Raw genomic sequence first — 25,507 nt, 5'->3', positions numbered from 1 at the left:
ACGGTTCGCCGCGATCCGCCCGGCCGTGCGTCCCGGCCGCCGGAAAGCCGGTAGCGTACGCGGGACGTGCGAAGGGAGCGGTGAGTGGGCGGGCTCCGGGCGGTTCCGGGTACGGCGGCGCGTCCGCGCTCCGGGAGGCGGTGGGCGGAACGCGTCCGCGAACGGACGCGACGGTCGTGGGCCGCGCTGGCGCACGGACGGCCGTGGGCGGCGCGCGTCCGCGAGCACCGGTGGTTCCTGGGAGTGCTGGCGCTCGGGGCCGCGCTGCGGGTGGTCACGATGCTGGGCTACCGGCCGGCGCTCTGGTTCCCCGACTCCTACACCTACGTGGTCACCGCGCTGAAGCTCCGTCCCGACCTCGTCCGCCCGGCCGGATACCCGGTGTTCCTGCGGCTGCTGGAGCCGTTCCACAGCTTCGCCGTCGTCTCCCTGGCCCAGCATCTGCTGGGACTCCTGACGGGCGCGCTGGTCTACCTCACCGCCCGCCGGTTGCGCGCCGCCGGCTGGGCCGCGGCGCTCGCCTCCGTCCCGGTGCTGCTGGACGCCTACCAGATCGAGCTGGAGCACCTGCTGGTCTCCGACACCCTGTTCACCGTGCTGGTCGTGGCCGCGGCCTGCCTCGCCGTCTCCCCCCGCCTGGGACGGCGTACGGCCTGCGGGATCGGCCTGCTGCTCGCGGCGGCGACGCTCACCAGGACCGTCGGCCTGCCCATGGTGGCGGTCTTCGCGGCCTGGCTGATCTACCGGGAGCGCGGCCGGGTCCTGACGGCCGGGGTGATGCTCGCCGCGGCCACGGTCCCGATCCTGGGGTACGGGGCCTGGTTCCACGCCACCTACGAGCGGGTCGGCCTGGTGGGGGCGAACGGGGTGTTCCTGTACTCCAAGACGATGACGTTCGCCGACTGCGCGGTGATGGACCCGCCGCCGGACCTGGCCGTGCTCTGCGACCCCCGGCCGCCGGAGCGGCGGCCGGTGGCGCAGGAGTACATCTGGAGTCCCGACTCCCCGCTGGTGAAGCTGCCCGGCATCACCTTCACCGAGGAGACCGACGCCCTCGCCGGGAGGTTCGCGTCGCTGGCCATCCGGAGCCAGCCCCTCGACTACCTGGGCTCGGCGCTCTCCGAGCTGGCCCGGTCCTTCACCTGGGGCCGTCCCGTCTACCCGGACGCGGAGGTCTACGGCTACTACCGGTTCCCGGCGGCTCCGCCCCCGCCGCCGGGCCGCTATCCGGCCACGGTCGGGGCGGAGTTCGCGCAGCGCTACGAGCGGGGACCGATCACCACGGTGATCGCCGAGCCGTACGCCGGGTGGATGCGGGCCTACCAGGACGCGGTGCGGCTGCCGGGCGCGGCGCTGCTGGTGATCCTGGCGGCCGCGCCGGCGCTGGCGGGCCTGCGGCGGTGGCGGGGCCGGAAGGGCGCTGCGGAAGGGGGCACCGCGGAGGCGGGCACCGCGATGTGGGTGCTGCCCTGGGCCACGGCGGTGGTGCTGCTGGCGGTCCCCCCGGCGGTCGCGGAGTTCGACTACCGGTACGTCCTGCCGGCCGTTCCCGCCGCCTGCCTGGCTCTCAGCCTTCTCCCAGGTAACGCTTCTTCCAAGAACATTCCATGAAATGTCCGAATTTGAGTATGCTGGGCGGCCAGATCATCACGACGGCAACCGGGGGACGGCCATGGCCAAATTCAGCCCATCATGGCACCCCGAACTCGCCACGTGACCTACTCTTTGGGCGCAATGAGCGCGCTTGAACAGCGCAGCACGTTGCCGCCGAGCGAGGAGATCGCATGAGCGACCATCGGCATGTCGCCGTGGAGGACCGCCGGACCGAGACGACCAGTCCGGGCCGCCGGGGTTCCCGCCGCGCGGGCGGCGACGACGGTCCGCCACCGCAGGACTACGCTCCGGGCGGCCGTTCCCCCCGGGGCAGGGGCCGGACGGCCGTGCGGCTCAGCGTGGGCGGCTGGATCAGCGTCGTGATGACCATCGTCATGGTGGCCGTCACCCTGGGCGCGTACAAGCTCTACCGCGGCATCGGGGACAACATCAGGCGCGAGGACCCCGAGAAGGTGCTCGGCGCGAACCGCCCGCCCGAGACCGGCGCGCTCAACGTGCTCCTCGTCGGCTCCGACACCCGCGCCGGCGCGGCCAACAAGAAGTACGGCCAGTACATGCAGAACGAGGGCGAGCGGACCGACACGATCATGCTGCTCCACCTCTCCCCGAACCGGGACAAGGTGACGCTGATCAGCTTTCCGCGCGACTCGATGGTCCAGGCCCCCGAGTGCAAGCACGCCAAGACCGGAGTGATCATCCCCGGCGGGATCAAGCAGATCAACGCGACCTTCAACGACGGCGGGGTCGCCTGCACCTGGAAGACGATCGAGACGCTGACCCAGATCCGCATCAACCACTTCGTCAAGGTCGACTTCGCCGGGTTCAAGGGCATCGTCGACGCCCTCGGCGGCATCGAGATCTGCGTGCCCAAGGACGTGTTCGACAAGAAGGCCAAGCTCGACCTCAAGAAGGGCAAGCAGGTCGTCGGCGGCGAGACCGCCCTGGCGTACGTGCGCGCCCGCTACGCGTTCGGCGACGGCAGCGACCTCGGCCGGATCAAGCGGCAGCAGGTCTTCATGACCCAGGTGATGAAGCAGGCCACCAGCTCCTCCCTGCTCACCGACGTCGGCAAGCTGACCTCGTTCCTGAACGCGGCCGCCGCCTCGGTCACGATGGACCGCAACCTCAACACCAGCCGGATCCTGGAGATCGCCCGGAGCGCGAGCACGCTGACCGAGAAGAGCCTGCAGGCCATCACCGTGCCCACGAAGCCGTACGACCCCAAGCCCGCGCAGGTCGAGTGGAGGCAGCCGGACGCCGGCAACCTGTTCGAGGCGATCCGAACCGACGTCGAGGTGACCCCCGCCCCGAAGGCCAGCGCCACCGCCACCGCCCCGGCCCGGCCGACCGTCAAGAACGAGCAGGTCAGGGTCCAGGTCATCAACGGCACCGGCAAGCCGGGACTGGCCACCGAGGTCGCCGGCAAGCTGGCCGAGCAGGGCTTCGTGGTGACCCACGTCGGCAACACCCGCACCCCGGCGCCCACCACCGCCATCCGGTACGCCAAGAAGGACGCCGAGGGCACGGTCTACGCCGACACCCTGGGCCCCCGGCTCTCCGGGGAGCGGCTCGACCCGACCGCGGGCAAGATCAAGCCCGCCACCGTGAGCCCGTACCCGGCGGCGCCGGCGGAGGCGGCCACCCTCAGCGGCCCGGTCGTCCAGCTCGTCATCGGCGCCGATTGGAAGGGCGTCCGGGTGCCCAGCATCCCCAAGTCCCTCAAGGACAGCGTCGTCGACCACACGACCAACCCCTGCCAGTGACGGGTGATCGACCGAACCGGCGACGGGCCGGACCGCGCCGGACGCGCGGCCCGGCCGCCGAGAATCACGATTTCCCGTTAACCGGTCCAAAGGACCGGACGAGTGCGACAGGCATGGCGCCGCCGGTTTAAGGTGGTCGAGTCGGTTCGGCGAATCTCGCACGGCCGCTCCGGAGCCGTCCTCGCCTGTGTGTCCGACGACCTTTTCAATCTCCGACAGATAGCTGAGCGTTTCCCTCGTGAGCGACACCCGATCCCCCTTCCCGGCTCCGGCCCCCTGGGACGACGGCTCGTCCGGCGGCGCCCACGGCAGGCCCGCCGACGGGCCGGGCCGGACGCCCGCCCCGTGGCCGATGCCCGAGCACGCGCAGCCCTCGGTCCCCCAGCCGCCCCAGCCCTCCTGGCCCGAGCTGCCGGACGCCGGGCCGACCCTCTCCGGCCGGACCCGCCGGGGGGATCGCGACGAGGAGACCCCCGGCGAGGTCACCGCCTGGGGCTACCCGGTCTACCAGGAGCCCCGGCCGTCCGGCCCGCTGGACGTCGGCGGCCTCCCCGACCAGCAGCCGGAGCGGCCCTTCTCCTACTGGGAGACCTCCCCCGCGCAGGCGCCCGCCCCCGTGCCGCCGCCGGCGCCCGCCCCCTCGCCCGTGTCGCCGCCGGCGCAGGCGCCCGCCGCGCCCCGGCGCGCCGCGCGGGAGCCCGAACCCTCGTTCTGGGACCAGCCGCGGGAGCCGGACCACTCGTCGTGGGGCGGGGCCTGGGGACGGTTCCCCGAGGAGGACCGGAACCCCGAGGAGGCGCCCGAGCCGCCTCCGGCCAAGAAGAAGCGCGAGCCGTACCTCGACAACGTCAAGTTCGTCCTGATCGCCCTGGTCGTGGCGGGCCACTCGCTGGTGCCCACCTTCGAGGCCCACTCGGCCAAGTCCGCCTACCTGTTCATCTACACGTTCCACATGCCGGCGTTCGTGCTGATCAGCGGATACCTGGGACGGAACTTCTGGAACTCCAACGCGAAGATCAACAAACTCGTCGACACCATGCTGGTGCCGTACGTGATCGTGGAGATCGGCTACGCGCTGCTCCGCTACGGGCTGGGCCAGAAGTGGACTCTGACGATCATCGACCCGGCCTGGCTGAACTGGTATCTCCTGGCCCTGGTGCTCTGGCGGATCTCCTCCCCCATCTGGACCCGCATGCGGCAGCCCCTTCTGGTCGCCATCGTCATCTACATGATGGCCGGATTCTCCGAGATCTCCGGTGACTTCAGCCTCGACCGCTTCTTCGGGCTGCTGCCGTTCTACGTGCTCGGCATGATGCTCAAACCGGAGCATTTCGACCTGCTCAAGCCGCTCTGGATCAGGATCACGGCGGGCGTCGTGATGGCGGGCGCCGTCGCCGTGGCCGTCTTCATCGCCCCGCACGTCGACCTCAAGCCGGTCTACTTCCGCTACAGCTTCAAGAAGATGGACATGGACTGGTGGATCGGCCTCGGCGTGCGCGGGGCCATACTGGCCGCGGCCCTGGTCCTGACGTTCGCGCTGCTGGCGCTGGTCCCCCGGCGTGAGACCTGGTTCTCCGACCTCGGCACCCGCACGCTCTACGCCTACCTGCTGCACGGCGTCGTGGTCCTCATCGCCAAGGACCAGGGCTGGCTGAGCTTCTCCTGGCTGTACGGCCCGCTGGGCGTGCTGGCCATCATGTCCAGCTCGGTGGCGCTGGCCATCGTCCTGTGCCTGCCCGAGACCCGCAAGCTCTTCAAGTGGCTGCTGGAGCCCCGTCTGGTCTGGCTCTACCGCCGCCCCTCCGCCCCTCCCGCGGCCAAGGACACCCCCGACCCCGCCAAGGAGAACACCCCGGCGCCCCGGTGACCCGGCCCGCCCGCCACTTGCCGGTGCCGGACGCGAGCGTGGACGCGGTGCTGCTCCTGGGTCCTCTCTACCACCTGGCCGAGCGCGCCGACCGGGTGCGGGCGCTGACCGAGGCCCGGCGCGCGGTACGGCCCGGCGGCCTGGTCGCGGCGGCGACCATCAACCGCTACGCGGCCGTCCACGACACGGTCTACCTGGGTGTCTACTCCCAGGATCGGCAGCGGCAGGCCGCCCACGCGGCCCTGGAGGACGGGATCATGATCTCCCCCGGTCAGGGCTTCCCCGCCTACCTCCACGACCCGGACGAGGTTCCGGGGGAGTTCGCCGACGCCGGGCTCCCCGAGGCCGATCGGTACGGGCTGGAGGGCGCCTTCTGGCTGTACGGCGACGTCGACGACTGGCTCGACGATCCGGAACGCCGCCGGCTCCTGCTCGACGCGCAGCGTTCGCTGGAGTCCGTACCGTCGCTGCTCGGCGTCAGCAGCCACATGCTCACCGCCGCCCGGCGACTCGATGCGCTCCAGGGTCTGGACACCCGCTCGGAGTGAGCGTGGGCCGCGCGAAGGCGGCGGTGGCCGTACCCCGGCCCACGGCTCTGCGGCCCGGCGCAGTACCGTTCCTCCATACGCTGGCGTATGGAGGAACGAGATGCGGAACATCCAGGAACGCACGATCGACGCGTCGGCGGAGACACTCGGCGCGCTGCTGGATCGGGTGGCCACCGCCGACGACCGCCTCTGGCCCGCCCCGGCCTGGCCGCGGCTCGTCCTCGACTCCGGTCTGGCCCCCGGCTCGCGCGGAGGCCACGGCCCGATCCGCTACAGCGTCTCCGCCTACGAGCCCGGCCGCCGGGTCCGCTTCCTCTTCGACCCGGCACTGGGACTCGACGGCCACCACGAGTTCACTGTCACCGCGGAGGGCCCGGAGCGCTGCCGCCTCACCCACACGATCGACGGCGCCCTCCGAGGGCGCATGCGGATCATGTGGCCGCTGGCGATCCGCTGGCTGCACGAGGCGCTGATGCAGGATCTCTTCGACAACGCCGAGCGCGCGGCGACCGGCACGCTGAGCCGCCGCCCCGCGCGCCGGTCGTCGTGGGTGCGCCTGCTACGGCGGGTCCGAGCAGGGCGACCGGTCAGTCCCGGCAGTGCGGCGGACGGCTTCCAGAACGGCGCCCTGACCGACCGGTGAACCGCGGCGCATCTTCTCGGCTTCCGCCTCCGGGTGCGAGGTCCGTCGTGTCGCTGGAACCGTGTGCGCCCCACGATGGCGCCGTACGAGGTGGGGGTGACCCCTGGATGACCTGATCCGTTCATGTGGGTGACACTCGGGCTTCCGCCCGTCGTGCCAGGTCACGCCTAGCATCGCTGCTGAGCCGCACCCGTCCGGAAGGCAGGTTCGCGCATGCGGGTATGTGTCGGGACCATCGTCCACCACCCCGAAGACGCCCGGATCATGCATCGGCAGATCCGCGCGCTCCTCGACGCCGGACACGAGATCACCTATGTCGCGCCCTTCACCGATTTCAATGTCACCCCGGCCCCGGGGATCCGGGCCGTGGACGTGCCCCGGGCGGCGGGCCGGCGGCGGTGGCGGGCCGTGAGGGCGGCGAGGCGGGCGCTCAAGCGCGGCGTCGAGGGCGCCGATCTGCTGCTCGTCCACGACGTCGAGCTTCTGCTCCGGCTTCCCCGGCGCCGGCCCGTCACCGTCTGGGACGTGCACGGCGACGCCGCCGCCTCGCTCGCGGCCGACGACCGCCTTGCCGGGTTCCTGCGCCGGGCGCTGCCCGCGCTGGTCCGCCGCCTCGAGGCCCGCGCCGAGCGCGACCTCCGCCTCATCCTGGCCGAGGAGTCGCACCGGGAGCGGTTCGCCGGCCCGCATCCGGTGATCCTCAATATCCCGGACGTGCCCCGGCGCCGGCCTCTCCCGCCGGGCCGGAACCGGATCGTCTACGTGGGCAGGATCTCCCGGGGGAGGGGCGCGACCGAGCTGGTCGAGCTGGCCCGGCGACTGGGTCCGCACGGGATCAGGCTGGACCTGGTCGGTCCCGCCGACCCCGAGGTCCGGCCGCTGCTGCGGGACATGCAGCGCGAGGGCGTGCTCGACTGGTATGGGCACGTCCCCAACCGGCACGCGCTGCGGATGGCCGAGGGCGCGATCGCCGGGCTCTCGCTCCTGCACGACCTCCCGGCCCACCGGCGGGCGATGCCCGCCAAGGTCATGGAGTACATGACCCGGGGGCTGCCGGTGGTCACCACCCCGCTCCCGCCGGCGGCCGACCTGGTCCGCCGGGTGGACTGCGGGGTCGTCGTGCCCTTCGGGGACGTGGACGCGGCCGTGGAGGCCGTGGTGGAGCTGCGGGACGACCCCGGGAGGGCGGCGGCGATGGGCGCGCGCGGCTACGCCGAGGCGACACGCGGTTACCACTGGCCCGAGCAGGCGGCGGGCTTCGTCGGCCTGCTGGAGGAATGGGCGGGCAAAACCGTGACGAGCGGCCGGGAGATTGGTCTACTTGAACCATGGCACGCCATCTGATCCAAGGTCGCGCCGTGGCCATGCCGGTACGCATCCGGCACGCCACCGTCTGCACCGCCGCATATCTGGTGCGAGCCGACGCGGCCCGAGCGGTGATCGCGTACTCGGGGATGGACGTCGCCGAGGTCCTGCCCGGCAGAACCGTCTGCTCGCTGGCGTTCGTCGACTACGTGGACGGTGACCTGGACGCCTACCACGAGTTCGGGGTCACCTTCATGGTCCGGCCGCCCGAGGCCGGGCCCGCGGCCCGGAAGGGTCCGGTCAAGAGCCTGGCCGGGCTGCGCCGGTCCGGAGCCGGGGTGTTCGTCCACTGGCTCCCCGTCGACCAGGGGTTCACCCTGGAGGCAGGGCGGACGATCTGGGGTTTCCCCAAGGAGCTGGCCACCATCGACCTCCGCCTGTCCTCACCGTACAAGCGGTGCGTCGTGCGCAAGGACGACCGCCTGGTGATCGACATGCTGGTCAAACCCGGTGTCCCGGTGACCGCCGCCGGCGCGACGTTCTCCCTCGACGCCTACAGCCACCTGGACGGCGTCACCCGGCGCATCCCCTGGACGGTGTCCCCCCGCGGGATCCGCGTCCGCCCCGGGGGCGCGCTGGTCCGCCTCGGCAACCATCCCGTCGCCAGGGAGCTGAGCGAGCTGGGCCTGCCCAAGCGGGCCGTGATGACCGCCGGCTTCGCCCGCGTCGCCATGTCCTTCGAAGAGGCGAAGGAGACCTAGGAGCCTTAGGAGGCCCCGGCCGGCCGGCCGGTCACTTGTCGAGGTCCAGCAGGGGCAGCTCGTCCCTGGTGGGCAGTGACTGCCAGTCGCTCGGGCCGGAGGCGGCGAAGGCCGCCAGCAGCGCGCCGCGGCGCAGGCGGTCGGCGGGGTGCAGGCGCTCCAGCAGCGCGCTGAGGTAGCCGGCGACGAACGCGGCGCTCGAACCGCCGGGATCGACCACGGGCGCGCCGAGTCCGGGCGCGTCGTGCCGGACGCCGTTCACCCGCACGCTCGCGCCCCGGGTGCCCCGGTTCACGATGACCTCCCGGTCACCGGCGAGGGCGGGCTTGACCAGGTCCAGCTCGCACTGCCGGACGAACAGCACGTCGGCGGCGCAGGCCAGCACGTTGAGGACCTCCTCGGCCTCCTTCAGGTCGGGCCAGAGCCGCTCGTCGTAGTCGACGGACACCGAGACGGGCACCCCGGCGGTCCGGGCGGTCCGCACCGCGGCGTTCATGGCGTCACGCGCGTTCAGCGCGGCGGTGATGCCGCTGACGTGCAGGATGCTCGCCTGGGTGACCCGGTCCACCGGGACGTTCCCCTGCGCCAGCCGTACGGCCGTCGGATAGTAGGTGAGCTTGGACGCCTGCCCGGTCCGCGCCTCCTTGAGGATCATCCCGGTCGGGGCGCTCTCGTCCACGCGGGCGTCGGAGACGTCCACGCCCTCGCCGCGCAGCACCGACAGGATCCTGACGCCCAGTTCGTCCGCGCCGACCTTGCCCAGCCAGCTCACCGTGTGCCCGAGTCTGGTCAGTCCGATGGCGACGGTGAGCTCGGCTCCGGTCACGTCCAGCCGCGCCTCGTGCTCATGACGGATCCGGCCGCTGGTCAGGACACCGAAAACCTCGCCGAGGGTGTAGACGTCCACGTCGAGGCCCTTTCGCGACATCCGTACGGAAGATCCTCCAGGCGGAAGATCAGACGATGGGCGGACGACCCAGACGGAGCATGCGCCAGGCCGTGTTCCATCCCATGGGACGACGCTCACCCGCCGGTTCGCGCAGCCCCTCGCGAAAGCCCTTGAACCAGGCACGCAGGGCCTGGCGAGAGCGCTCGCGGAGCAGGGTGAGGACCACCCAGTTGAGAAGATAGAGGATGGCCAGGGACCAGGGCAGGTTACGACGCGCCAGCCAGACGCGGTTACGGGCGTTGAGACGGTAGAAATCGGCGTGCCGGGTCGGCGGGACCTGCGGGTGGTACATGATCGTCTTGGCGTCGTACTCGATCCGGTAGCCCTCGCCCAGCAGCCGCCAGGCCAGGTCGGTCTCCTCGTGCGCGTAGAAGAAACGCTCGGGCAGACCGCCGACCTGCAGGAAGGCGGAGCGGCGGATCGCGCAGGCGCCGCCGAGGAAAGTCGTGACCGGGGAGGACCGCTCGGGGTCGCCCGCGCGCAGGCGGGGGACGTGGCGGCGCTGGCCGACGCCGCCGTCGGGGTCCATCACCCGGAAGGAGACGACCGCGAGGTCGTGCTCGGTGGAGAAACGCTCACGCAGGTGGGAGACGACGTCCATGGTGCCGTACCAGCCGTCGTCGTCGAGGAAGAGCACCACGTCGCCGGAGCACTCCTCGACGCCGCGGTTGCGTCCGGCCGGGATGCCCGCGTTGTGCGCCAGGCGCACGGTCTTGATCGTGGCTCCCGAGCCCGGCGGCACGGTGACCGGGAGCTCGGGGACGTCGGCCCCGTTGCCGACGATGACCACCTCGACGTCACCGTCGTCCTGGTGCAGGGCGGACTCGACCGCCCGGCCCAGCTCGGGGACCCGGTTGCCCATGGTGAGGATGACGCACGAGATCTTCAACGCGTCATCGCCTTGACGCGTCGAGAACACGTACGGAACATACTTTCATGATCACCGAGTCTGCTGGGACGGGCTGTTCTGACGGAGCCGCGGATCTGGGAACTGCCAGAGGCGCGGCTCCGGGGTTTAGCAGAGGACAAGCGTATCGGAAGCATCAACGAACACCCACCGAACAGTGATGTGTTCGCACCTACGACGCACCGCGACGCCGTCCGGTTCCTCATGAGAGCCGCCTGGACGCCAGGATGCTGACCAGGTGCAGGACCATCTGGAGGGCGGCCACCGCCACGCAGGCCACCGCCAGCACCCGGGTCGCGGCCAGGCCGCCGGCGACGAGGTCCCACACCGCGGCGGCCACCACCAGGAGCGAGAGCTCCACGGCCTGGACGATGCGGTGGAAGCGCAGCGCCGCCGCGGCCTTCCTTGCCAGGCCCAGGCCGCGCGACTGGAACTGCCCGGCGGAGGCCTCGGTCGCGGCCACCAGCCCGGAGCGGGCCCGGGCCACGTCCACCAGGTCGGTCTCCGCCTTGATGAGGATCGCGCCGAGCGCCGCGGCGAAGCCCGCCACGGTGTACCAGTCGGGGAGGACCTCGGAGGCGCGGAAGCCCAGCCCGATCAGCAGGGCCGCCTCGGCGAAGTAGTGACCGACCCGGTCGAGGTAGACCCCCGTGATGGAGGTGCGCCCCGTCCACCGGGCCAGCTCCCCGTCGGAGCAGTCGAGCAGCAGGTAGACCTGGATGAGCAGGGCCGCGCCCACGGCCGCCCACAGACCCGGCAGCGCCATGACGCCGCCCGCCGCCAGACCGCACAGGATCATCAGCCAGGTGGTCTGGTTGGGGGTGATCGGCGTCTTGGCGAGGAACCAGGTGACGTAGATCGACAGCTTGCGCATGTAGAGCACGCCGGCCCAGTGCTCACCGCTGGCGCGGTCCATGGTCGAGTGCGGCTGGGCGACCGCGCGCAGCTCAGCGACCGACGGCCCGGACATAATCCTCCACCCGATCCCTGATCTCCGACTCCGACAGACGCAGGTGCTCCAGGATCGTGTAACGCCCGGGGCGGGTCGAGGGCGCCAGCATGACCGCCGCGGTGAACTGGTCGGCGGTCAGCCCGACGTCGCCGGGGGTGACCGGCAGCTCGTGCCGGCGCAGGCAGTCGACGACCTGGTTCAGCCTCCGTCCGTCCTCGCGGAGGAAGAAGCAGAAGGCGGCGCCGATCCCGGCGAGCTCGCCGTGGTTCGATGTGCCGGGGAAGAGCTGATCCACGGCATGAAGGATCTCATGGTCTCCCCCGCTGGAGGGACGGGATGACCCGGCGATGACCATCGACATTCCGGACAGGATAAGCGCCTCGGCCAGAACCGTCAGGAAAGCGTCGGACTCGATCGAGTCACGCCTGCCGATCACCGCCTCCGCCGCGGTGCGGGCCATCGAGCAGGCCAGGCCGTCGATCGGCTCGCCCCGCTCGGTGTTGCCCAGCTGCCAGTCCTCGATCGCCGACAGGTTGCTCACCACGTCGCCGACCCCGGAGCGGACCAGCGACGGCGGCGCGTCGTGCACGAAGTCGAGGTCGACGACGATGGCCAGCGGCATCGGCACGCCGAAGGAGCCCTTGCCGCTCTCGTGGGTCAGCGACGCCACCGGCGAGCAGATCCCGTCGTGCGACAGGTTGGTGGCCACCGCCACCATCGGGATCCCGGCGAGGGAGGCGGCGTACTTCGTCGCGTCGATCGTCTTGCCGCCGCCGATGCCGACGAGCGCCTCGTAGGCGCCCTTGCGCAGGTCGGCCCCGAGCGTCACCGCCGCGTCGACCGAGCCGTCGGCCACCCGGAAGACCTGGGCCTCGCCGAGGGAGGGGGCGATCACCGAGGCGATCCTGTCGCCCTGGCCGGCGCCCACCGCGACCGCCACCCGCCCGGAGGTCGCCACCCGGTTGTCCGCCAGCAGGGAGCCGAGCTGCGCGATGGCGCCCCGCCGTACCTCCATGGTCAGCGGGGCGGGCAGCATCCTGGCTAGTATCGGCACGCGATCTCCCGCGCCTTCGCGAGGTCGTCGTGGTTGTCGACCTCGACCCACGCGACGTCGCCGATGGGGGCGACCGCGATCTTCTCGCCGCGGGCGACCAGCTCCTGGTAGCCGTCCTCATAGTACAGCTGCGGGTCGCGCTCGAAGGTGGCCTGGAGCGCGTCGGCCAGGCGCGCGCCGACGCCCGGGCGGATCAGGGTCGCGCCGATGTACTCACCCGCGGCGGAGGCGGGGTCCATCAGCTTGGTGATCTGCTTCAGGTGGCCGTTCTCGTCGAGGGTGACCTTCATCTCCTCGTCGGCGAGCTTCTTCACGTCGTCCACCGCGAGCAGGATGTCGCTCGTGACCGGGGCCGACAGGAGCGTGTGCTCGACCGAGACCGGGTGCACGGTGTCGCCGTTGACCAGCAGCACGCCCTGGTCGAAGTAGTCGCGGGCGCACCACAGGGAGTAGGCGTTGTTCCACTCCTCGGCCTTGTCGTTGTGCACGAGGGTGAGCTTCACGCCGTGCCGCCGCTCCAGCTCGGCCTTGCGCTCGTGTACGGCCTGCGCCTGGTATCCGACGATGACCACGACGTCGCGGAGGTCGGCCGCCGCGAGGTTCCGCAGCGAGATATCCATGATCGTGGTGTCACCGTCGACCGGCACGAGCGCCTTGGGCAGCGTGTCGGTGTACGGCCGCAGGCGTCGTCCGGCCCCGGCGGCCAGCACCATTCCCAGCAACGTGCACTCCTCGTTCCAATGAGACCCTCGGCGGGCACTCCTGGCCCAAAGGTTAGTTGCCTTTGGCCCCTGATCGTGTAATCCGAGGTTTGCCGGGCGTTCCCGATCTGCGCGCCGGGCGTCTCAATCGTGCGCGCCGAGCTCGCGGAGCTCGCCGGAGTCCGTCTCCGGATGCGTCGTCGCCAGCCAGCAGGTAAGGCTCTCCCAGCCGAACAGCAGCCACAGGTAGATCGCCAGCAGTGCGAACAGCAGCGTCATCCGCTCGGTGAGGCCCCCCAGCGCCAGCAGCAGCATCCGCCCGTCCCAGCCGAGCCCGGCCACGGCCAGCCAGGCCGGCGGGTAGAGGCGCTGGCGGATCCGGTAGACGACGTCGTAGTGGTGGAAGGCCAGCGCGCCGAGGAGCAGGAAGATCAGCCACGGTGGCACGCCGGTGGAGAACCCGGCCGACGCGGCGAAGCCGTACTCGGCCAGGCGCAGGATCGGCGGGACCAGCCAGTCGAGCCGCCCGCCGTGCGGGTGGGAGCTGCCGGGGCCGGCCAGCAGCAGCGCCACCGCCGGGGCGAACGCCGTCAGGCCGCCGGTCCCGGCCACGCCGACGCCCAGCAGCACGCCGACGACGAACGTGCCGACGAGCACGGGCGGCAGCGGCGGCAGCTGACCGGCCGCCGGCCTGCCCATCATCCGGGAGGCCGGCCCGTCGTCGCGGTAGGCGGCCACGGCGCTGCGCGGCACCGGCGTCATCCGCGCGGGGAAGCGGGAGGATGCGGAAGACGCCCCCGTCATGCGAGGGACCTGCCCATCCGGCCGGCGAGCGTGTACAGGGCGGCCAGGCCGCCCCAGCTCAGGAGCGCGACGAAGGTCACTCTCGCGTCGGAGGCCGCCGCGGTCACCGCGATCAGCGCCATGCGCTCCCCGATGGGGAGGATGACGATCTTCTTCAGCCAGCGGGCGAAGGTGTCCTGCTCCAGGCGGTTCGAGAGCCGCGCCACCGCGCCGGGGCCGTCCGCCCCGAGGCCGCCGGACTCGCCCAGGGGCGGCGCCGGCGCCGGGACCAGCGGGTCGCCCGTGTCGGCCCGGACGGTCAGCGGGACGGCCGCCGCGGGCCGCGCCGCACGGGCCCGCGCGGCGTCGGAGCGGGCCCCCTCGTAGGAGAAGTCGATCATGTGGCGGAGCGTCTGGAGGATCAGCGCCGCCACGGCCAGGCCCCAGACGTCCCAGCTCCACACGCCGCTCCCGGCGCCCGCGGCGCCGCCGAAGGCGAGGCCCGCGTAGACGGCGTACTCCTTGACCCGGTCGGAGGTGGCGTCCAGCCACGAGCCGAGCGGGGAGAACACCCGGGTGTAGCGGGCGAGCTGGCCGTCCACGCAGTCGAGCACGAACGACAGGTAGAGCAGGACCGCCCCGGTGATCATCGCGGCCCGGCCGCCGTCGGAGAACCAGACCGCCGCCAGCACGGCCAGCCCGACGGACATCCCGGTGACCGCGTTCGGCGTCAGCCGCGACCAGGCGGCGAGCGCGACCAGGACGCGGGACCAGGAGCTGACGAAGTAGGTGGTGAAGAAGCCGTCGTCCCGCTTGACCGCCGCGTCCAGCCGGGCCCTGCCCACGTCCACCTCGGCCATCCGGGCGAGGGCCACCTCGGCGGCGACCTGCCCGGCCACCCGGTCGCAGTGGAGCGCCCCGGGCTCGGCCGCGCGGACGGCGACGCCGGAGCGGATCAGCCCCACCAGGAGCAGCTCGCCCGCCTCGGAGCCGTTCACCTGGCCGAAGAGCCCCGCCTCGGCCAGTTCGGCCAGCCGCTCGGCGGTCGCGGCGAGGCCGCCGAGGTCGGCCTCGCCGACCCGGAGGACCCCGCGGAAGGTGCCGTTGGCCCCGGTCACCCGGTGGAACGAGCTGCCCGCGGCGACCAGCCGGCCGTCCTCGACCCGGACCGGCGGGCGCAGCGGGCCGTCCGGGTCGCCCCCGACGACCACGATCGCGCCGGTGCCGCGGCCGGGGTGGTCCAGCAGCTCGGCCAGGGCCTCCGTGTGGGCCACCAGGTCTCCGGCCAGCACGGCCACCGGCCCCGTGGAGTCGCGCGCCACCCGGGCGACCCGGCGCAGGTCGTCGGCGATCCCGCGCGACCCGTCCGATCCGATCATGTAGGCCCCGCCGGAGGCGCGGATGACGTCGCCGGATCCGCCCACCGTGTGCACGTCCTGGACGGCGAGCTCGGCGAGCTGGCCGGTCAGCCGGTCGAGCAGGGTGCCGTCGGGGCAGCGCAGCGTGGTCGCGGCGGCGGTGGCGAGCACGACGGCGGAGGTCCGGGGGGTGGCGGAACCGGGGGGGAACGGCGGGGAGGATGGGGTGTCGTGCAAGCGGAGCTCCTTCGCATCCGACGGGATCGCCGCACGAATCGGGGAGTGCGCACCCAGCGTAGCGAGATCCTGACTCGATATCACGGACGACGCGACGGCCGCCCGCGTCCACCCGCCCCCGGCGCGCGGGCCCGGAGGCGCTACCCTCGCGCTACACCGACTCCCGCCCCGATCCCCCGCACCCCGGAGGAAGCCCGCCTTGACCGCTCGTGAACCACATCGCCGCGCCGTCGGAGTCGTCCTCGCGGGCGGGGTCGGCCGGCGGATCGGCCGGGACACCCCCAAGCAGCTCATCGAGATCGGCGGCAGGACGATCCTGGAGCACGCGATCGCCGCGTTCGACGCCGCACCGGAGATCGACGAGGTCGTCGTGATGATGGCTCCGGGCTTCGCGGAGGAGGCGGGGCGGCTCGTCGCGCGCAACGGGTTCGCGAAGGTCGGCCGGGTGCTGGAGGGCGGCGCGAGCCGTACGGAGACCACCTGGCGGGCGCTGAGGGCGCTGGAGGGGCAGGACTGCGACGTGCTCCTGCACGACGCCGCGCGCCCGCTGCTGGAGCCGCGCATCATCACCGAGTGCGTGGCGGCGCTGCGCACCCACGCGGCCGTGGAGGTGGCGATCCCGAGCTCCGACACGGTCGTGGTGACCGCGCCGGGACCGTACGGGGAGGTCGTCAGCGAGGTGCCCGACCGGTCGCGGATCTGGCGCGCCCAGACGCCGCAGTGCTTCCGGCTGCCGGTGATCCGCGAGGCCTACGAGCGGGCCTTCGCCGACCCCGCCTTCGGCGGGCGGCAGGCCACCGACGACTGCGGCGTGGTGCTGCGCTACCTGCCCGACGTGCCGATCCACATCGTGCCGGGCAGCGAGCGCAACATGAAGGTCACCCACCCGGTGGACGTCCTCGTCGCCGAGACGCTCCTGCGCCTCGGCGACGGTTCCGGCGTGCCGGAGAGCTGATCCCGGCTCCGCGGTCGCGCCCCGGCCGGGAAGCCGGCCGCGGTTCCGCGTCGGGCCGGGGACGGTCCCCGGCCCGGGTCAGCCGGTCGGCTTGCCGAGGCTCGGCGGGCTGGTGAGGAAGCCCCAGCCCCAGGAGATGTGCATGGTCGCGTAGACGAGCGGGAGCCGTGCCAGCGCGGCCGGGGGCAGGCCGCTGCCGGTCACCGCCGAGCCGGCGACGATCGCCGCGACGTAGCCGCCGGGGATCAGCAGGCCCGGCCAGAAGAACGGGGAGACCAGCAGGCCCGCGAGCATGGCCAGGACCGCCAGCGGCGGGGCCAGGTAGCGCATGTTGATCGTGCCCTCGTGGGTGCGGGCGACCACGCGCCGCCAGCGGCCGTAGTGGAAGTACTGCTTGGCGAGGGCCTTGATGGTGGGGCGCGGCCGGTAGGAGACGCGCATGCGGGGCTGGAACCAGACCAGGCCGCCGCTCTGGCGGATGCGGTGGTTCATCTCCCAGTCCTGGGCGCGCTGGAAGTGCTCGTCGTAGCCGCCGACCCGCTCCAGCGCCTCGCGGCGGAACACCCCGAGATAGACCGTGTCGGCCGGGCCCGCGGTGCCGCCGGTGTGGAACCGGGCGCCGCCGACGCCGATCTTGGAGGTCATGGCGCGGGCGACCGCCCGCTCGAAGGGGGTGACGCCCTCGGCGGCCATGATGCCGCCCACGTTGTCGGCGCCGGTCTCCTCCAGCGTCTCCACCGCGACCCGGAGGTAGTCCTCCGGCAGCATGGCGTGGCCGTCCACCCGGGCCACAATCCCGTTACCGGAGGCGGCGATGGCGGCGTTGAGCGCGTTGGGCGTGCGACCGGTGGGATTGGGGACCACGATCACCCGGGGGTCCTCCGCCGCGATCGCGTCGGCGACCTCCTGGGTGCGGTCCTGGGAGGGGCCGATCGCGAGGACGACCTCGATGGGTCCTTCGTAGTGCTGGGACAGGACCTGGTGCACCGCCTCCCGCAGATGGCGCTCCTCGTTCAGCACCGGGATGACGACGGAGATGGGCGGCCAGACCCGGGTCTTGGCGGAATCGGAAGACTCGGAAGACGGGGCCGGCGCGGGCGAGTCGGGGAACTGCTTCATGGCGTCGCTCACGCTACTGTACGAACGGGTACCTCATCGACCCATGTTGGAGCCCGGATGGACTCTGGTCGGAGCCGGACACACCCGTAGGGGGGCTGATGCGCGACCCGGAAGACGAGGACTCGGGTGTGCACGTGGGCGGCGACGCCTACGGCGTCGTCCGGGTGGCTCCGAAGCGTGGCCGCAGGCCCGCCCGGGGCGCTCGTTCCCGGCGGCGCAACCTGATCGTCGCGGGGGCGCTCTCCGGCCTGGTCCTGGTCGGCTCGGGGGCCGCGTGGTCGCTGCCGAACTACGCGGCGAGCAAGATCGAGAGTGTCGACGCGGGCGTGCCCGGGTCGCAGTCCACCGGGGCGATGAACATCCTGCTCGTCGGCGTGGACAGGCGCGACGACCTCACCCGCAAGCAGCAGAACCAGCTCAAGCTGGGCCGCGAGAGCGGCGAGCGCACCGACACCATGATGGTGATCCACCTGTCGGAGGACCACCGCAAGGTCACCGTGGTCAGCCTCCCCCGCGACACCTGGACGACCGTCCCCGGCAAGGGCGAGCACAAGATCAACGCCGCCTACCAGCTCGGCGGTCCCAAGCTCGCCGTGCGCACGGTGCAGAACGCCACCGGCCTGATGATCAACCACTACGTCGAGGTCAACGTGCTCGGCTTCATCAACGTGGTGGAAGCGCTCGGCGGCGTCTCGGTCTGCACCCCGGTCGCGATCAACGACCCGAAGACCGCCCTGCAGCTCCAGCCGGGCACCCACTCCCTCGACGGCGTCAGGGCCCTCGCCTACGCCCGCACCCGGGCCACCGCCCGCTCCGACCTCGACCGGATCGACCGCCAGCAGCAGGTGATCTCGGCCCTGCTGAACCAGGCGCTGAGCGGTGACACGCTGGCCAACCCGGTCAAGCTCACCAATTTCGTCAACACGACGTTGAGCACGCTCCGGGTGGACGACTCGCTCCGCGGGAACCTGCTCGGCCTGGCCGACCAGCTCAAGACCGTCTCCACCGACGACGTGGCCTTCGCCACCGTGCCGCTCGCCGACGTCGACTACCGGACGCCGACGGGTGAGTCCGCGGTGCTGTGGGACAAGCCCGCCGCGCGCGAGCTGTTCCAGCGGATCGCGGCCGACGAGGAGCTGACCAAACCCGCGCCCAAGCCGTCCGCGTCCGGATCCGCCGCGCCCGCCGCGACGCCCTCGGCCGCCCCGCTGACCGTGCCGCCCTCCCGGATCGCGGTCAAGGTCCTCAACGGCACCCTGATCACCGGTCTCGGCGCGCGCACCCGGCAGGATCTGCTGGACGCCGGGTTCCTCGTGCCCGAGCCCGCCGGGGACACCCAGCGCCGGGACCACAAGGAGACGGTCATCCGGTACGGCCCCGGCCGCGAAGACTCCGCCCGCACCCTGGCCGCCGCCCTCCCCGGCGCGGACGTCCGCCCGATCGAGGAGCTCGGGGACCGGATCGAGGTCATCGTCGGCGAGAAGCGCCCGCAGGTCAAGAAGGTCACCGTCAAGGAGGCCGCGCCCACCCCCTCCGCCTCCCCTGTCGCCACTCCGACGGCCAGAACCGCGACGCAGAACATCTGCAAAAAGTGATTCAAGTCGCATAACGCCCGCTAGGCGGGGCAGTGGTCAGCCGACGGAGGTGACGAACATGATTCCGGCATTCGACGTTCAGACCTGGAAGAACGGCCCGTGCGCGGTGATCCGGGCGACGGGCGAGTTGGACATGACCGTCGCCCCGCGTCTCGGGGCCGAGGTCGACCGGGTGCTGGAGGCCGGGAGCCACCCCTGCCTGGTGATGGACCTGACCCAGGTGCCGTTCTGCGACTCGGTGGGACTGGGGACCCTGGTGAGCGCGCTCACCAAGATGCGGAACTCCCAGGGCCGTCTCATCCTCGTCCTCACGCCGGGAATGATCACCCGCCTGCTGGCGATCACCAGTCTCGACCGCCACTTCGAGACCTGCGGCACCCTGCACGAGGCGTTCGACGCCGCGGCCTGAGACCCGCGCCCGGCGCCGGGAGGCTCCGGCGCCGTCCTCGGGAACGCGCCCCGCGACACCGGGGGACCGCACGGCTTTCGCGGAGGTTTCAGGGCTTTCACATGCCCTTGCGCGCCCCGGTGAAGCTGACATCTCGTAAGCGTTTCAGGGGGAATGCCACTATCTCGTCGCCCCGCGCTGATGCCATTATCGCCGCCATCCCCCCGTCAGGCGCTGGTTACAGAAGGGCGCACGCGATTGAGCATCACTGAGAGGCCCGCGGAGGCGGCCGAAGGCATCAGCCGGCTCCGCAAGGACGCCGTCGGTCTCGTCGGCGTCATCTTCATGGCGGTCGCCACCGCCGCCCCCATCACCGCCATGACCGGCAACGTTCCGATGGTCGTCGGCTTCGGAAACGGCCTCGGGGTGCCGGCGGCGTACCTCGTGGCGACGCTGGTCCTGACGATCTTCTCCGTCGGGTACGTGGCCATGGCCAAGCACATCACCTCCGCCGGAGCGTTCTACGGCTACATCTCCCACGGCCTCGGCCAGGTCGCAGGCATGGTCGCCGGGATGCTGGCGACCATGGCCTACGTGGTCTTCGAGGCGTCCATCATCGGGTTCTTCGCCTACTCGGCCAACGACACCTTCAAGAGCCTGGCCGGGGTGGACGTCCACTGGCTCTGGTTCGCCGCCCTCGGCCTCGCCCTGAACGCGATCCTCACCTACTTCGACATCAACCTGACCGCGAAGGTCCTCGGCGTCTTCCTGATCACCGAGATCCTCATGCTCGGCCTGACCGCCGTCGCCGCCCTGCTGAACGGCGGCGGCCCGGACGGGCTGATGGCCGACACCCTCAACCCGGCCAACGCCTTCACCACCACGGGCCTGACGGGCGGGGCGGTCGGGCTCGGCCTGTTCATGTGCTTCTGGTCGTGGGTCGGCTTCGAGTCCACCGCCATGTACGGCGAGGAGTCCCGCGACCCCAAGCGGATCATCCCGATCGCGACCCTCGTCTCCGTGGTCGGCATCGGCCTGTTCTACACCTTCGTCTCCTGGATGACGGTGGCGGCCAACGGCGTCAAGGCGCCGGAGATCGCGGCCAGCGAGTTCGCCGGGATCTTCTTCATCCCGACCGGCGAGCTCGTCGGCCAGTGGGCGGTCGACCTGTTCAAGGTCCTCATCCTGACCGGCTCGTTCGCCTGCTCGATGGCCTTCCACAACTGCGCCTCGCGCTACCTGTACGCCATCGGCCGCGAGGACCTCATCCCCGGCACCCGCCGGACCCTCGGCGCCACCCACCCCAAGCACGGCTCGCCGCACATCGCCGGGTTCGTCCAGACGGGCATCTCGGTGCTGATCATCGCGGTGTTCGCCCTCGCGGGGATGGACCCGTACCTGCACATCTACACGCTGCTCGCGGTGCTGGGCACGCTGGCGATCCTGATCGTGCAGACCATGTGCTCGTTCTCGGTCATCGGCTACTTCCACATCAGGAAGAAGCATCCCGAGACCGCCTCGTGGTGGCGCACCCTGCTCGCCCCGCTGGCAGGGGGCCTGGCGATGTCCTACGTCGTGCTGCTGCTGTTCCAGAACCAGGAGACCGCGGCCGGGGACGCCTCCAAGTCCCTGTTCTTCAAGCTGATCCCGTGGATCGTGCTCGGCTTCGCCGTGCTCGGCGCCGCCCTGGCGCTCTACCTGCGGGCCAGGAACCCGGCGAAGTACGCGATCATCGGCCGGATCGTCCTGGAGGACACCGCCGAGCGTGACCCGGCCGAGAAGGCGTCCGTCGGCGGGACCGGCCCGATGGACGCCGTCAGGCTCGACTGAGGTTCCTTTCCCGGGTTGTCTCGTACGGCTCTTCCCCGGTCGTCTCGTACAGCCTTCCTCAGGTCGTCTCGTCCGGCTCTTCCCAGGTCGTCCCATACAGCGCGCGCCCGGCCCTCCCGTGGGAGGCCGGGCGCGCGCCGTACGGGAGCGGGCCCGGGGCGGACCCGTTCCCCCGGGCCGGTTACCGCAGGTCGGCGATGACCTCGCCGGCGGCCCTCTCGCCCTCGGTGGCCCCGCCGTTCATGAAGCCCTGGAAGTCGTAGGAGCAGTGCTCCCCGGCCAGGTGGACGTTGCCCTGGCGTACCCCCTCGTAGCCCGCGTACCGGTGCAGGTAGCCGACGGGCCAGTAGGAGTAGGCGCCGAGCGCGTGGGGGTTCTTGTGCCAGGCCGACAGCTGGGCCCGGCCGTTCCACTTGGCCTTGGTCCCGGGGAAGACCTTGTCGATCTGGGTCAGGACGGTGGGCACCAGGGTGCGCACGTAGGCGTCGGCGTGCGTGGGGAACGGCGTGGAGGGGTTCAGCGCGCGCGCCGCGTCGCCGCCGCCGTACTGGATCAGCACCCCGGTCGTGCCCGCCTGGTCCTTGGTGGTGTCCCAGCACTGCTGGAACGGCAGGTCGGTGAAGCAGTCGCCGGCCGACACCCCCGGCCAGGGACCGGTACCCAGCCACGTGCGGGCGGAGAACTGCATGTTGAGCTTGGTGACGTGGCCCATCCGCGCGTCGCGCAGCAGGTTCGTCATGCGGGCGTCGAACCCGGCGCGTGACAGGTCGAGGCCCTGCAGGATCGGGAGCGGCACGGTGATGATCGTGTGGTCGGCGGTGACGGTCCTGGTGGCGCCGCCCTCGTCGAAGGTGAGCGTCTGCGTGCCGTCGGAGTTGGCCCGTACGGCCAGCAGCGTCCACCCCAGCTGCAGCGAGCCGGGCGGCAGCGAGGCGGCCATCGCCTGCGGCAGCTGGTCGTTGCCGCCGACGATGTGGTAGCGCTCGTCGGACAGCCCCCAGACGTTGAAGTGCCCCGGGTTGGGCTGGTAGCCCATCAGCAGCACCAGCGCCAGGGACGACTGGTTCACCGTCTCGGCGCCGTACTCGACGTTGTAGGCGACGTCGAGGAAGCGGCCGAGGTCGGAGGCGTAGCCGCCGGGCACGCGCGAGTCGATCCACTGCCGGATCGACATGTTGTCCAGCGCGGTGCCCTCGGGCGTCGTCTGGTTCCACATCACCTCGCCGGCCGCCATCAGGTCGGAGTGCAGGGCGTGGTAGACGTCCTTGAAGTCCTCGTCCGCCTGGGAGCGCGGGTAGTAGGCGCCGTTGACGTGCAGGATCTCCTCGGCCCCGTTCGGCCCGGCCCCGGCGAAGTTCCGGGTGGGCAGGTCGAAGCGGCGGCACAGCTCCAGCATCTTCTTGTGCTCGACGTCGATCAGCTCCCCGCCGATCTCGGAGGTCTGCCCGCCCGCCCAGAGTGAGCGCTGGGAGTACATCCGGCCGCCGACGCGGGAGGCGTTGGCCTCGTAGACGACGGGTGTCGCCCCGGCGTCCCGCAGGGTGAGCGCCGCCGTGAGCCCGGCGATGCCCGCCCCGATCACGGCGACGCGGGCGGGCTTGAGCGGCCCGGCCTGCGGCGTGACGGTGTCGGCGCGGGCCGGGCGGGCCGCCGCGGCCTGCGCGCCGAGGGCCGCCGCGCCGAGGCCGAGGAGCGCGGCCCGCTTGAGCAGCTCGCGCCGGGCGATGCCGCCCGGCTCGGCCGCCGCCTCCGCGCGCAGGCCGCGCAGTTCGTCGACGGGGAGGCCGAGGCGGCGGGCGGCGTGGTGGTCGGCGGCGACGCGCTGGAGCGCGCGGAGGGAGGACGTTCGCGGCATGGGGGGTGCTGCCTTTCTGATCGTGTTGCCGATCAGCTTGCGGACCCGGCATCACCTCGGACAATCCGCAGGAAGTAACCGATGGGGGTGATATCACGACACTCTGTCGCACAACCGCGAACCGGACACGGCATCCCCTCCGGGGACGGGTCCGGGCGGCCGGAGAACGGCTCGGGCGGGCGGAGAAGCGGGGGATCCGCTTCACGCGGCGGCCGTTTCCTGCCACGCTTCGTGGTGGAGCGTCCACGGTGCCGCTCTTCGATCATGAACAGGAGCGGCGATGGACCCTCTCCGGCCGGGGGATCCGGGCCGTCTGGGCGACTACCGGTTGCTGGGCCGCCTGGGCGAGGGCGGGCAGGGCACGGTCTACCTCGCCGAGGACCCCTCCGGGACGCCCGTGGCGGTGAAGGCGCTGCACGCCGCGGCGAGCTCCGACCCGATCAGGCGGCGGCGTTTCGCGGGCGAGGCGGAGCTGATCCGCCAGGTGTCGTCGTTCTGCGTGGCGGAGGTGCTGGACGCCGACCTCGACAGCGAGCGGCCCTACATCGTCAGCGAGTACGTCGACGGCCCCTCCCTGAAGACCGCCGTGGAGACCGGCGGGCCGCGGAGCGGAGGCACCCTGCGCCGCCTGGCCGTGGGCACCGTGACCGCGCTGGCCGCCATCCACCAGGCCGGGATCGTCCACCGGGACGTCAAACCGCCCAACGTGCTGCTGGGCCCGGACGGGCCGCGGGTGATCGACTTCGGGATCGCCCGGCTGCTGGACACGGCCTCCACGACGACCGGTCACGTGGTCGGCACCGTCGCGTACATGTCGCCCGAGCAGGTGGCCGGCGCGCGCGTCGACTTCGCCTCCGACATGTTCAGCTGGGCCGCGACGATGGCCTACGCGGCGGGCGGGGAGTCGCCCTTCGGGCAGGACACCGTTCCGGCGATCATGTACCGGATCCTGCACGCCGACCCCGTGCTCCCGCCGCTCCCGGACGACCTGCGGGAGGTGGTGACGGCCTGCCTGGCCAGGGATCCGGAGCTGCGCCCGACCGCGCGGGAGGTGCTGCTCCGCCTGATCGGGGACGACGACGCGAGCGGCGGCGCGGCTCTCCTGGGACGGGCGGAGGCACAGACCCGGCCGGCCGGCGCGCCCGCCGGAGAACCCGCCACGCTCACCGGGGAACCCGCCGCGTTCACGGGAGAACCCGCCACGCTCACCGGGGAACCCGCCGCGTTCGCGGGAGGACCCGCCACGCTCACCGGGGAACCCGCCGCGTTCGCGGGAGGACCCGCCGCGCCCGCCGGCGAAGCCGTGCCCGCCGGGGAGAAGGCCACCCGGCTTCTCACCGGCCCCGCCCTCCCCGGCCGGGAGACCGCCGCCCCGCGCTCCGCGACGACCGCGGCGAGCCCGGGCAGGCCGCCGGCACGGCGATGGATCTGGGGGGCGGCCGCCGTCGTCGTGGCGCTGCTGGTCACGGCCGCGGTCCTCATCCTGAGGCCCGGGGGCGGCGACCCGGCCTCCGAGGCGGCGGACGCGCCGCTGTTCAGCGACGACTTCAGCGAGCGGACCGGGTGGGACGGTTACACCTTCAACCCCGACGCCCCGGCGGAGGAGCGCACCTACCGGGGCCACGAGATCGACCGCGGGGTCTTCTCGCTCCGGGCCGACTCCTCCTACCCGTCCAGCCCCGCGCTGTCCCCGGTCCCGGCCAAGACCCCGGTCGCCCTGTCGTCCCCCGAGCGCGACGTGCTGATCGGGGCGACCGCCCAGGTGCGGGAGGGCTCGACCGGCACGGGCGCGCTCGGGCTCCTGTGCTGGTGGGACGAGAACGTGCCCAACGGATACCGCTTCCTGCTCGGGCTCGACGGCACGGCCCGGGTCACCAGGACCGCGCGGGGCGACCGCCTGGACGTGGCGCCCGCCGTGCGGGCGGACGCGCCGGGCGTGGGGCAGACGGTGCGCCTGCAGGCCGCGTGCCGCCGGACCGACGCCGGGACCCGCCTCACCTTCTGGGTCGACGGGACCCAGGTGCTCGACGTCACCGACTCCCGGGCCCTGCCCGACGCGGGCAACAGCCAGGCGGGCCTGATCGCCCAGGTGCCGGAGGGCGGCGACGGCCTCCTCACCGTCTCCTTCGACGACTTCAGCCTCCACCGGGCGCGGTGACGGGGGCGCGGGGCGGCGGCCGTACGGCCCTGGCCTGCGGTGACACCGCTCCGCCGACCCGCGGCGCGGACCGCTGATAGAAAGTCCGGAAAAATCTCGTGAGCCGTGTCGATCGGGCGGCCCGCTGTTCGACGCGTCAGCAGAGGCCGGGAAGGACCGGCCGGA

At 72.3% G+C, this 25,507-nt stretch carries 21 protein-coding genes; 12 read left to right on the top strand and 9 right to left on the bottom strand.

What is annotated here, in order from left to right; all coding sequences use genetic code 11:
* Positions 1-84 precede the first annotated feature (84 nt).
* The 7 genes from Plo01_RS04490 to Plo01_RS04460 all read left to right on the top strand — a co-directional run bounded on the left by Plo01_RS04490 (position 85) and on the right by Plo01_RS04460 (position 8,501).
* Positions 85-1,611, top strand: a complete 1,527-nt coding sequence (locus tag Plo01_RS04490) for a hypothetical protein (protein ID WP_239315875.1) — start codon at positions 85-87, stop codon at positions 1,609-1,611.
* 173 nt (positions 1,612-1,784) lie between these two features.
* A complete protein-coding gene (locus Plo01_RS04485; RefSeq protein WP_203889194.1) occupies positions 1,785-3,377 on the top strand; it encodes an LCP family protein in 1,593 nt (530 codons plus the stop codon).
* A gap of 238 nt (positions 3,378-3,615) precedes the next feature.
* Positions 3,616-5,244 (top strand): acyltransferase family protein, encoded by a 1,629-nt coding sequence (locus Plo01_RS04480; RefSeq protein WP_203889193.1) that lies wholly within the window; start codon positions 3,616-3,618, stop codon positions 5,242-5,244.
* Between the two features lie 23 nt (positions 5,245-5,267).
* Positions 5,268-5,792, top strand: a complete 525-nt coding sequence (locus tag Plo01_RS04475; protein WP_203889192.1) for a class I SAM-dependent methyltransferase — start codon at positions 5,268-5,270, stop codon at positions 5,790-5,792.
* 100 nt (positions 5,793-5,892) lie between these two features.
* Positions 5,893-6,435, top strand: a complete 543-nt coding sequence (locus tag Plo01_RS04470) for an SRPBCC family protein (RefSeq protein ID WP_203889191.1) — start codon at positions 5,893-5,895, stop codon at positions 6,433-6,435.
* Between the two features lie 213 nt (positions 6,436-6,648).
* On the top strand, positions 6,649-7,779 hold the full coding sequence (locus Plo01_RS04465) for a glycosyltransferase family 4 protein (RefSeq protein ID WP_203889190.1): 1,131 nt from the start codon (positions 6,649-6,651) through the stop codon (positions 7,777-7,779).
* A complete protein-coding gene (locus Plo01_RS04460) occupies positions 7,764-8,501 on the top strand; it encodes an acetoacetate decarboxylase family protein (protein WP_203889189.1) in 738 nt (245 codons plus the stop codon). The genes Plo01_RS04465 and Plo01_RS04460 overlap by 16 nt, the downstream gene beginning before the upstream one ends.
* A gap of 31 nt (positions 8,502-8,532) precedes the next feature.
* On the opposite strand, the gene Plo01_RS04455 is transcribed toward Plo01_RS04460, so the two are convergent.
* The 7 genes from Plo01_RS04455 to Plo01_RS40840 form a co-directional block, all read right to left on the bottom strand.
* Entirely contained in the window at positions 8,533-9,429 is an 897-nt protein-coding gene (locus tag Plo01_RS04455) for a sugar kinase (RefSeq protein ID WP_239315874.1), read from the bottom strand.
* Positions 9,430-9,457: 28 nt separating this feature from the next.
* A complete protein-coding gene (locus Plo01_RS04450) occupies positions 9,458-10,339 on the bottom strand; it encodes a glycosyltransferase family 2 protein (RefSeq protein WP_239315890.1) in 882 nt (293 codons plus the stop codon).
* A 220-nt stretch (positions 10,340-10,559) separates the two neighbouring features.
* Entirely contained in the window at positions 10,560-11,327 is a 768-nt protein-coding gene (locus Plo01_RS04445) for a CDP-alcohol phosphatidyltransferase family protein (protein ID WP_203889188.1), read from the bottom strand.
* On the bottom strand, positions 11,305-12,345 hold the full coding sequence (locus Plo01_RS04440; RefSeq protein WP_203889272.1) for an iron-containing alcohol dehydrogenase family protein: 1,041 nt from the start codon (positions 12,343-12,345) through the stop codon (positions 11,305-11,307). Before Plo01_RS04440 ends, Plo01_RS04445 begins: the two co-directional genes overlap by 23 nt.
* A 5-nt stretch (positions 12,346-12,350) precedes the next feature.
* Positions 12,351-13,085 (bottom strand): phosphocholine cytidylyltransferase family protein, encoded by a 735-nt coding sequence (locus Plo01_RS04435; protein WP_203889187.1) that lies wholly within the window; start codon positions 13,083-13,085, stop codon positions 12,351-12,353.
* 123 nt (positions 13,086-13,208) lie between these two features.
* The gene (locus Plo01_RS40845) at positions 13,209-13,826 is read right to left on the bottom strand and encodes a DUF5941 domain-containing protein (RefSeq protein WP_203889271.1); all 618 of its coding nucleotides are present in this window, start codon (positions 13,824-13,826) and stop codon (positions 13,209-13,211) included.
* Positions 13,827-13,864: 38 nt separating this feature from the next.
* Positions 13,865-15,442 carry a CDP-alcohol phosphatidyltransferase family protein gene (locus Plo01_RS40840; protein WP_275415361.1) on the bottom strand — a complete coding sequence of 526 codons (1,578 nt, stop codon included), beginning with the start codon at positions 15,440-15,442 and terminating at the stop codon, positions 13,865-13,867.
* Between the two features lie 199 nt (positions 15,443-15,641).
* Here Plo01_RS40840 and Plo01_RS04420 point away from each other — a divergent pair, with 199 nt between their 5' ends.
* Complete coding sequence (locus tag Plo01_RS04420; RefSeq protein ID WP_203889185.1) at positions 15,642-16,397, top strand: IspD/TarI family cytidylyltransferase; 756 nt, start codon at positions 15,642-15,644, stop codon at positions 16,395-16,397.
* A 78-nt stretch (positions 16,398-16,475) separates the two neighbouring features.
* On the opposite strand, the gene Plo01_RS04415 is transcribed toward Plo01_RS04420, so the two are convergent.
* On the bottom strand, positions 16,476-17,516 hold the full coding sequence (locus tag Plo01_RS04415) for a glycosyltransferase family 2 protein (RefSeq protein WP_203889270.1): 1,041 nt from the start codon (positions 17,514-17,516) through the stop codon (positions 16,476-16,478).
* Positions 17,517-17,614: 98 nt separating this feature from the next.
* Between Plo01_RS04415 and Plo01_RS04410 the strand changes: the two genes are divergently transcribed.
* The 3 genes from Plo01_RS04410 to Plo01_RS04400 all read left to right on the top strand — a co-directional run bounded on the left by Plo01_RS04410 (position 17,615) and on the right by Plo01_RS04400 (position 21,329).
* Positions 17,615-19,111 (top strand): LCP family protein, encoded by a 1,497-nt coding sequence (locus Plo01_RS04410; RefSeq protein WP_203889184.1) that lies wholly within the window; start codon positions 17,615-17,617, stop codon positions 19,109-19,111.
* Positions 19,112-19,169: 58 nt separating this feature from the next.
* Positions 19,170-19,520: an STAS domain-containing protein gene (locus tag Plo01_RS04405; protein WP_203889183.1), complete on the top strand. Its 351-nt coding sequence runs from the start codon at positions 19,170-19,172 to the stop codon at positions 19,518-19,520.
* 237 nt (positions 19,521-19,757) lie between these two features.
* The gene (locus tag Plo01_RS04400) at positions 19,758-21,329 is read left to right on the top strand and encodes an APC family permease (protein ID WP_203889182.1); all 1,572 of its coding nucleotides are present in this window, start codon (positions 19,758-19,760) and stop codon (positions 21,327-21,329) included.
* A 181-nt stretch (positions 21,330-21,510) separates the two neighbouring features.
* On the opposite strand, the gene Plo01_RS04395 is transcribed toward Plo01_RS04400, so the two are convergent.
* Positions 21,511-23,184: a flavin monoamine oxidase family protein gene (locus tag Plo01_RS04395; protein WP_203889181.1), complete on the bottom strand. Its 1,674-nt coding sequence runs from the start codon at positions 23,182-23,184 to the stop codon at positions 21,511-21,513.
* A 280-nt stretch (positions 23,185-23,464) separates the two neighbouring features.
* Here Plo01_RS04395 and Plo01_RS04390 point away from each other — a divergent pair, with 280 nt between their 5' ends.
* The gene (locus Plo01_RS04390) at positions 23,465-25,342 is read left to right on the top strand and encodes a serine/threonine-protein kinase (RefSeq protein ID WP_203889180.1); all 1,878 of its coding nucleotides are present in this window, start codon (positions 23,465-23,467) and stop codon (positions 25,340-25,342) included.
* The last annotated feature ends 165 nt before the right edge of the window (positions 25,343-25,507 follow it).

Origin of the sequence: Planobispora longispora (genome assembly GCF_016863135.1) — a bacterium.
GTDB lineage: Bacteria > Actinomycetota > Actinomycetes > Streptosporangiales > Streptosporangiaceae > Planobispora > Planobispora longispora.
Note: the sequence above shows the minus strand (reverse complement) of the source record. Positions and strands in the feature narration are given on the sequence as shown.